Genomic DNA, 7,905 nt, shown 5'->3' on the forward strand with positions numbered 1-7,905 from the left:
GGTGGCGGCGGCCGTGGCATAGGCGACGCCGGCGGCGCGGATGTCATGGCCGAAGACGGTGCCCAGCGTGTCCGCCTTCACCCGGCCGACGAAGCCGGCGCGCCCGCCGAGGGAGGCGATGCCCGCCGCCGTGTTGGCCGCCGAGCCGCCCGAGGCCTCGGTGCCGGGGCCCATGGCGGCATAGACCTCCTCAGCCCGCGCCTCGTCGATGAGGGCCATGCCGCCCTTCACCATGCCGTGCCGGGCCAGCACATCCTCCTCGGCGCGGGAGAGGACATCGACGATGGCATTGCCGATGGCGAGAACGTCGAGCGCGCTTGAGGTCACGAGGGGCAATCTCCGCAAATAATCGGCGGAGCCGTAGCATTGCACGCGGGGCGGGCGCAATCTTCGCCTTAACCCTGCGTTCGTCCCTCAAGGCTAGGCTGTATGGGGCGGCGTGCGTTCCTGTTGCGGCCAAGGCTTTGTTTTTGACACTTTTGTAGCCGTAGACAACAGGTCATCGGGGGCATCATCCCACGGCCGGGAAGCCGGGCTTCATTACGCGCGCGTCACCAGAAGTGATCGCGCGCGCCGCGCCAAGGATGATAAGGCAAGTAAACCCCTGTGGAATCAGTGCCCGCGCCAGCGTGGAGCAAGAGGGAACATGTCGCGCAAATATTTCGGAACGGACGGTGTGCGCGGGCGCGCCAACGCAACGCTCACGGCCGATCTGGCGCTGCGGGTCGGCATGGCGGCGGGCCTGATCTTCCAGCGGGGCGAATACCGGCACCGCGTGGTCATCGGCAAGGATACCCGCCTGTCCGGCTATATGATCGAGAACGCCCTGGTGGCGGGCTTCACCTCCGTGGGCATGGACGTGCTGCTGCTCGGCCCGGTGCCGACGCCGGCGGTGGGCATGCTCACCCGCTCCATGCGCGCCGACCTCGGCGTGATGATCTCCGCCTCCCACAATCCGTTCGACGACAACGGCATCAAGCTGTTCGGCCCCGACGGCTTCAAACTCTCCGACGAGGTGGAGCGGGAGATCGAGGAACTGATCGACGAGGACATGGCCAAGCGCCTCGCCAAGCCCGCCGAGATCGGCCGGGCCAAGCGGCTGGAAGGCGTGCACGCCCGCTATATCGAATATGCCAAGCGCACCCTGCCGCGGGATCAGACCTTCGACGGTATCCGCGTGGTGGTGGATTGCGCCAATGGCGCCGGCTACAAGGTCGCGCCGGAAGCCCTGTGGGAGCTGGGGGCGGACGTGGTCTCCATCGGCGTCGAGCCCGATGGCATGAACATCAACCGCGACGTGGGCTCCACCTCGCCGGCCGCCCTGTCCGCCAAGGTGCGGGAAGTGCGCGCGGACATCGGCATCGCCCTGGACGGCGACGCCGACCGGGTGATCATCGTGGACGAGAAGGGCCACGTGGTGGACGGCGACCAGCTCATGGCCGTGGTGGCCGAGAGCTTCAAGGAAGACGGCCGCCTCGCCCGCAGCGGGCTGGTGGCCACCGTCATGTCCAATCTGGGCCTGGAGCGGCACCTGGCGGGGGAGGGCATCTCGCTGGCCCGCACCGCCGTGGGCGACCGCTACGTGCTCGAGCGCATGCGCGCGGACGGCTACAATGTGGGCGGCGAGCAGTCCGGCCACATCATCCTGTCGGACTATTCCACCACCGGCGACGGCCTCGTGGCCGCGCTTCAGGTGCTCGCCGTGGTGGCGCGGCGGGGCAAGCCGGTGTCCGAGGTGTGCCACCGCTTCGATCCGCTGCCGCAGATCCTCAAGAATGTGCGCTACGCCTGCGGCCGGCCGCTGGAGGACGAGAAGGTGAAGATCGTGATCGCCGATGCGGAGCGCCGCCTCGCCAATCACGGCCGCCTGCTCATCCGCCCCTCGGGCACCGAGCCGGTGATCCGGGTGATGGGCGAGGGCGACGACCGCGACCTCGTCGAGAATGTGGTCGACGACGTGATCGACGTGCTCCAGAAGGTCGCCGCCTGAGCGGCCGCTTAACCGTTCGTCAGGGTTAATCCAGCCTTAAAGCTTGCCGTGCGAGGGTCCGCTTCGAAAGCGGATCTTGGCACGGGTTCAAGCAATGGTGCGGTTTTGGAGTACAAGGCGCGCTCTTCTCGTCGGCGCGGCGGCGTTGGGTGTCCTGTCGGGCGGACCGGCGGCCCAGGCGGCTGACCCGGAGACCGCGGACATGCTGGCCAAGCTCGGCCGTCCCGGCGATTTCTCCCTTGCGCCCCCAGACGTTTCGGACGATGCGCCATCCGGCTGGTACATGCGGGCGGACGCCGGCTATGTGGCCTCCACCGGCGCGCACGTTACCACCGGCGGCATCCCGGCGGGTCTTGGCCTGTCCGGTTCGGGCTGGTCGGTGGGTGGCGGGCTTGGATACCGTTTTCTGCCCGTCCTGCGCGGCGAGGTGAGCCTCGACTATCTCGACCTCGGCTCGGCCGGGAACGGAGGCTCGGAGCTGTCCGCGAACGCGGCGGTGGCTCTGGCGAGCCTGTACTGGGACGTGATCACGCTGGCCGGTTTCACGCCCTATCTCAGCGTCGGGGCGGGCTTCTCCATCAATGCGCTCCATGTCGCCCCGGCCGCGTTCGGTCCGGCGGTGAATGACTGGGAGTTCGCGTGGTCGGCGGGCGCGGGGGTGTCCTACGCTCTCAGCTCCGACTTCAGCCTGGATCTCAGCTACCGCTATCTGGATCTCGGGTCGCCGCCATCGACGGGGGTCTTTGCGTTGAGCGACGCGGTCGCCCACCAGGTGCGCCTCGGCGTGCGCTACATGCTGCGGTGAGCGCGCCGGACAGGCCGGCAAAGGCCTTCAGCGCTTTTGCCCGCGGCGGGCCATGAGCCAGCGGATGCGGTCACCGAGTTGGTGGGGCTGGTAGGGCTTGTCCACGGCCGGGCCGTCCTCGCACAGGTCGGTGGCCTGGGCGGCGGCCATGGCGGGGGAGCCGGCCAGGACCACATCCATGTGGGGATGGGTCTCCCGCAGCCAGCGGGCCAGGGCAAAGCCTTCCCGATCGCCGGTGGCGGCGGCATCGGCGAGCACGATATCGATGCCCTCGGCCTCGACATCGAGGATCAGCGTCGCCTCTTCGCCGGTCGCCGCCTCCAGCACCCGGTAGCCGCAGCCGCGCAGATAGTCGGCGATGACGTGGCGCACGAGGATATCGGTTTCCACCACCAGAATGGTCGGGCCGGGCTCGGTCAAGTGGGGTTCGGACATCAGGATGATCCGCCTGCGAACTGGGCGTGGATGAGCTGGATCACGGTTTCCACGCTGTAGGGCTTGGCGAGGAAGGGCGCGACACGGGCGGCGACCGCGCCGTCCATGTGGCCCGAGGTGAGGATCACGGGCAGGCTCGGGCGCTCCGCCTTCAGCATGCGGGCCAGTTCGTAGCCGTCCAGCGTGCCTTCGGTGCGCACGTCGGTGAACACCACGTCCACGTGGAGGCCGGCGATGATGGCCTCATAGGCCTCCTGCGCCGAGGCCGCCTCGATGACGGTGAGGCCGGTCTCGCGCAGTTCGCCGGCGGTGACCAGCCGGACGAGGGCGTCGTCCTCGACCAGCAGCACCGTGCGGGCGGCGGGGGCCGTACTTGGCGCAAGACCTTGAGCTGACATGATCCGATGATTCTTCCGGCAACATCGCACCAGAGAACGCTGCGGTCGTGCTTCGGTTCCGCTCGATTTGAAAGAGTGGCCGGGAAATCGGGAATCCGGCGCTCGGCCGGCGGGAGCAAGAGGCGTTGCAGTCTGGCGGGCTTTACCGTGCCGGGCTACGAACGAGCCATCAGCACTGCTGCAGACACGCGGAGGCGGAGGGGATGGAAAAGTGAGCGAGCAGGCTAGAGGGGCGCTGGTGTTCTACAGCGCCGTGGACATCGGGCAGGACTGGAAGAGCGCCCTTCAGGCCGTCCATCCCGGCCTCGACGTGCGGATCGCGCGGGCGGGGGACGGTCATGTGGACGGCGATCCGGCGGAGGTGCGCTACGCCCTCGGCTGGAAGCCGCCCCACGGCTTCTTCGCCCGCTTCCCCAACCTGAAGCTTGTCATCAATCTCGGCGCCGGCGTGGATGCCCTGGTGGCGCGCGACGACCTGCCGGACGTGCCCGTCACCCGCCTCAGCGACCCCAACATGTCGCAGATGATGGCGTCGTTCGTGCTGTTCTGCGTGCTGCGCCACGCCCGGGATATTCCCACCTTCGAGCGGGCGCAGCGGGAGGGGCGTTGGCACTATGTGCATCCGCGCACGGCCAGCGAGATCGCCGTGGGCGTGCTCGGCCTCGGGGACCTGGGCGCGGCGGCGGCGCTGGAACTGGCCCGGCAGGGCTTCGACGTGCGGGGCTGGTCGCGCACCCCCAAGGCCCTGGAGGGCGTCTCCTGCTTCCACGGCATGGAGGCACTGCCCGGCTTCCTGGCCGGCAGCGAGATCGTGGTGGTGATGCTGCCCCTCACCCCACAGACGCGCGGGCTGCTGAATGCCGCGCGCCTCGCGCATCTGCCGAAGGGCGCCAAATTCATCAACGTGGCCCGCGGCGCGGTGGTGGACGAGGCGGCGCTCATCGCTGCGCTCACCTGCGGCCACATCGCCGAGGCGACCCTCGACGTGTTCGAGGTGGAGCCTCTGCCCGCCGAAAGCCCGCTCTGGGCCATGGACAACGTGCTGGTGACGCCGCACCTCGCCTCCATCGCCATCCCGCGGACCGCCGCCCCCCAGATCGTGGAGAACATCCGCCGCATCGAGGCGGGAGAGCCGGTGCTGAACCGGGTGGATCGCAAGCGGGGCTATTGAACGCGTGAGGGGAGCCCCCTCACGCGTGCGGTCCCGTCAGCGCTTGGCGATGGTTTCGCGGGCGCGGTCGTGGGGCGCCACCGCCTCGGGGGTCACTGCGTCACCGAAATCGGCCATCTCGTAGAGCGGGCGGATCTCGATCTCGCTCGGGCCGGGCATGGGATTGGGGCAGCGCTTCACCCAGGCGACGGCCTCCTCCATGTCCTTGACCTCCCACAGCCAATAGCCGGCGATCAGCTCCTTGGTTTCAGCGAAGGGGCCGTCCATGACGATGCGGCTCGTCCCGTCGAAGGCGATGCGCTTGCCCTGCGAGGACGGCTTCAGGCCGTCGCCGGACAGCATGATGCCTGCATGGGCCAGCTCCTCGTTGAACCGGCCCATGGCCTCCAGCAGTTCGGACGAGGGCATGAAGCCCGCTTCGCTGTCGGCCGTCGCCTTCACGATCACCATCACGCGCATGTCGCTCTCCTCGGGTTTGCGCGGGCCACGTCGGCCGGCATCCCTCCAAGGACGGCCGTCGCCGGCCGTCCCGACATCCCGGTCATAATTTACCCAGGGTGATGCCGCCGCGCAGCCCGGCGCGACGGCGGCGACATCGGCGCCCTTGCCTTGGCCCTGAAGCTGCGGCACACGAGACGCGCCATCACCGGGGAACAGCCATGTCATCGACCATCTCTCCCCTCGCGCCCAAGTTCGTGCCCGAATTGCTGCCGGTGCCCGGGGTGATCTTCACCACTGCCGCCGCCGGCATCCGCTATTACGGGCGCACCGACGTGCTGGTCATGTCGTTCGCGCCCGGCACCACGGTGGCCGGCGTCACCACCAAGTCGCTGTGCCCGTCCGCGCCCGTGGAGTGGTGCCGCGAGCTGCTGAAGAAGGGCAAGGCCCGCGCCCTGGTGGTGAATTCCGGCAATGCCAACGCCTTCACCGGCCTGAAGGGCCGCGAGGCCACCCAGCTTACCGCCGAGATCGCCGCCGTCGCGCTGGGCTGCAAGACCTCGGAGGTGTTCCTCGCCTCCACCGGCGTCATCGGCGAGCCGCTGGATGCCACCAAGTTCGAGGGCGCGCTGACGGAGGCCGCCGGCCGCCTCGTGGACTGGCCGTGGCTCGACGCCGCCCGCGCCATCATGACCACCGACACCTTCCCCAAGCTTGCCACCGCCCAGGTGCTGCTGGGCGATGTGCCGGTCACCATCAACGGCATCGCCAAGGGCGCCGGCATGATCGCCCCGGACATGGCGACCATGCTCTCCTTCGTCTTCACCGACGCGCCCATTGCTGCCGGCGTGCTGCAGGAGCTGCTCTCCAAGGGGGTGAAGAACACCTTCAACGCCGTCACCATCGACGGCGACACCTCCACCTCGGACACCCTGCTGCTGTTCGCCACCGGCGCCGCCAAGGCGCGGGGCGCGAAGACGGTGAAGAGCGTGGATGATCCGGCCCTGCGCGCCTTCCGCCGCGCGCTGGTGGATCTGCTCGCCGACCTTGCCGAGCAGGTGGCCCGCGATGGCGAGGGCGCCCGCAAGCTGCTGCGCATCCAGGTGACCGGGGCGGTGTCGAACAAGTCGGCGCGGCGCATTGCCATGTCCATCGCCAACTCGCCGCTGGTGAAGACCGCGGTGGCCGGCGAGGACGCCAACTGGGGCCGCGTGGTGATGGCCGTGGGCAAGGCCGGCGAGCCGGCCGACCGCGACCGCCTCTCCATCTCCTTCGGTGACTACCGCGTCGCCCATGAAGGCGCCCGCGACCCCGATTACGACGAGGCCGTGGTCTCCCACTACATGCGGAACGACGTGATCGACCTGTTCGTGGACCTCGGCCTCGGCCGCGGCTCCGACCGGGTGCTCACCTGCGACCTCACCAAGGAATATGTGGCGATCAACGGGGATTATCGCTCGTGAGGCTTTTGGAGGTCGTGCGACTTGCGCGTCCCGAGATGAGGGTTATATTTTAATATAACTGAGGCTCGGTCATGGTACGTGCAAACCTGCGCAAGGTCGGCGGATCGGTGATGCTTGCGATCCCGCCGACGATCCTCGATCAACTCGCCCTCGCCCAAGGCGCGGGCGTGGAACTATCCGTTGAGGGCGATACCCTGGTGGTCCGCTTGCGCCGGCCCCGCTACTCCCTCGACCAGCTGCTGGCCGAGGAGGAAGGGGAGCTGTCCGCACGCCAAGAGATGCAGCAGGGCCGTGGTCCGGATGAGGGCCTTGAACTTGGCGACACATGGCAGAGCGACGCCGCCATAGGCGACGAACTGATTTGATGGAGCGAGGCGACATCTACAAGGTTTCTCTCGATCCCACCGAGGGGCGCGAGCAGCAGGGCTTTCGCCGCGTCCTCGTGGTTTCACCCGGCAAGTTCAACCGCCTCACCGGAACGCCGCTCGTGGTGCCGATCACCACCGGAGGCGGCTTTGCCCGTAACATCGGCTTTTCCGTTCCGCTTACGGGCACCGGCCTCGACAGCAGCGGCATCGTGAGGTGTGATCAGGCCCGGTCGCTCGATTTCAAGGCGCGGCGTGCGCAGCGGGTGGAGGCGGCGCCGGCCCATATCGTGGACGAAGTCCTCGCCAAGCTATCGACCCTCCTCGAATGACAGAACCCGCACCAAAGCCAGCTCCCCCCCTCAAGATCATCCTCGTCGCCGCCTGCGCCCTGGTGGACGGCGACGGCCGCGTGCTGGTCGCCCAGCGGCCGGAGGGCAAGGCGCTGGCCGGCCTGTGGGAATTTCCCGGCGGCAAGGTGGAGCCGGGGGAGCGGCCGGAGGCGACACTCATCCGCGAGCTGGACGAGGAACTGGGCATCACCGTGAAGGAAGCCTGCCTTGCCCCGCTTACATTCGCGAGCCACGGCTACGAGACCTTCCATCTGCTGATGCCGCTGTGGATCTGCCGCCGCTGGGAGGGCACCATCCAGCGCAAGGAGCACCAGGCGCTGCAATGGCTGCGGCCGGCGCGCCTGCGCGACATCCCCATGCCGCCCGCCGACGAGCCGCTGATCCCCGCCCTCATCGACCTGCTCGGCCCCTGAGCCACCCATCATGACCCCCGCCGTCGCCACCCGCATCGGCCTGCTCGCCATCCTGCTGTGGGCGACCCTTGCCG

Annotated in this window: 11 protein-coding genes; 7 read left to right on the forward strand and 4 right to left on the reverse strand. The window is 68.6% G+C overall.

Going from position 1 to position 7,905, the window contains the following annotated elements; translation table 11 throughout:
- Positions 1-327, reverse strand: a 327-nt coding sequence (locus tag K9U41_RS20480; protein WP_282642699.1) for a PfkB family carbohydrate kinase, incomplete at its 3' end; no start/stop codon positions are given.
- A 319-nt stretch (positions 328-646) separates the two neighbouring features.
- Here K9U41_RS20480 and glmM point away from each other — a divergent pair.
- The gene (gene glmM, locus K9U41_RS20485) at positions 647-1,990 is read left to right on the forward strand and encodes a phosphoglucosamine mutase (protein WP_282642700.1); all 1,344 of its coding nucleotides are present in this window, start codon (positions 647-649) and stop codon (positions 1,988-1,990) included.
- A gap of 202 nt (positions 1,991-2,192) precedes the next feature.
- Positions 2,193-2,795 carry an outer membrane protein gene (locus K9U41_RS20490; RefSeq protein WP_282642701.1) on the forward strand — a complete coding sequence of 201 codons (603 nt, stop codon included), beginning with the start codon at positions 2,193-2,195 and terminating at the stop codon, positions 2,793-2,795.
- Between the two features lie 27 nt (positions 2,796-2,822).
- Here the strand turns inward: K9U41_RS20490 and K9U41_RS20495 are convergent, their stop codons facing one another.
- Both K9U41_RS20495 and K9U41_RS20500 read right to left on the reverse strand, forming a co-directional pair.
- Positions 2,823-3,230: a response regulator transcription factor gene (locus K9U41_RS20495; protein ID WP_282642702.1), complete on the reverse strand. Its 408-nt coding sequence runs from the start codon at positions 3,228-3,230 to the stop codon at positions 2,823-2,825.
- A complete protein-coding gene (locus K9U41_RS20500) occupies positions 3,230-3,628 on the reverse strand; it encodes a response regulator (protein ID WP_282642703.1) in 399 nt (132 codons plus the stop codon). The genes K9U41_RS20495 and K9U41_RS20500 overlap by 1 nt, the downstream gene beginning before the upstream one ends.
- 211 nt (positions 3,629-3,839) lie before the next feature.
- Here K9U41_RS20500 and K9U41_RS20505 point away from each other — a divergent pair, with 211 nt between their 5' ends.
- A complete protein-coding gene (locus K9U41_RS20505; RefSeq protein ID WP_282642704.1) occupies positions 3,840-4,799 on the forward strand; it encodes a 2-hydroxyacid dehydrogenase in 960 nt (319 codons plus the stop codon).
- A gap of 36 nt (positions 4,800-4,835) precedes the next feature.
- Here K9U41_RS20505 and K9U41_RS20510 read toward each other — a convergent pair whose 3' ends face one another.
- Complete coding sequence (locus K9U41_RS20510; RefSeq protein ID WP_282642705.1) at positions 4,836-5,258, reverse strand: YciI family protein; 423 nt, start codon at positions 5,256-5,258, stop codon at positions 4,836-4,838.
- A gap of 200 nt (positions 5,259-5,458) precedes the next feature.
- Here K9U41_RS20510 and argJ point away from each other — a divergent pair, with 200 nt between their 5' ends.
- The 4 genes from argJ (at position 5,459) to K9U41_RS20530 (ending at position 7,831) form a co-directional block, all read left to right on the forward strand.
- On the forward strand, positions 5,459-6,700 hold the full coding sequence (argJ, locus tag K9U41_RS20515) for a bifunctional glutamate N-acetyltransferase/amino-acid acetyltransferase ArgJ (RefSeq protein WP_282642706.1): 1,242 nt from the start codon (positions 5,459-5,461) through the stop codon (positions 6,698-6,700).
- 71 nt (positions 6,701-6,771) lie between these two features.
- Positions 6,772-7,065 (forward strand): AbrB/MazE/SpoVT family DNA-binding domain-containing protein, encoded by a 294-nt coding sequence (locus K9U41_RS20520; protein WP_282642707.1) that lies wholly within the window; start codon positions 6,772-6,774, stop codon positions 7,063-7,065.
- On the forward strand, positions 7,065-7,397 hold the full coding sequence (locus K9U41_RS20525; protein ID WP_282642708.1) for a type II toxin-antitoxin system PemK/MazF family toxin: 333 nt from the start codon (positions 7,065-7,067) through the stop codon (positions 7,395-7,397). The genes K9U41_RS20520 and K9U41_RS20525 overlap by 1 nt, the downstream gene beginning before the upstream one ends.
- Complete coding sequence (locus K9U41_RS20530; protein WP_282642709.1) at positions 7,394-7,831, forward strand: (deoxy)nucleoside triphosphate pyrophosphohydrolase; 438 nt, start codon at positions 7,394-7,396, stop codon at positions 7,829-7,831. The genes K9U41_RS20525 and K9U41_RS20530 overlap by 4 nt, the downstream gene beginning before the upstream one ends.
- Positions 7,832-7,905: the final 74 nt, after the last annotated feature.

The organism is Xanthobacter autotrophicus, from assembly GCF_029991245.1.
Classification (GTDB): domain Bacteria; phylum Pseudomonadota; class Alphaproteobacteria; order Rhizobiales; family Xanthobacteraceae; genus Xanthobacter; species Xanthobacter autotrophicus_C.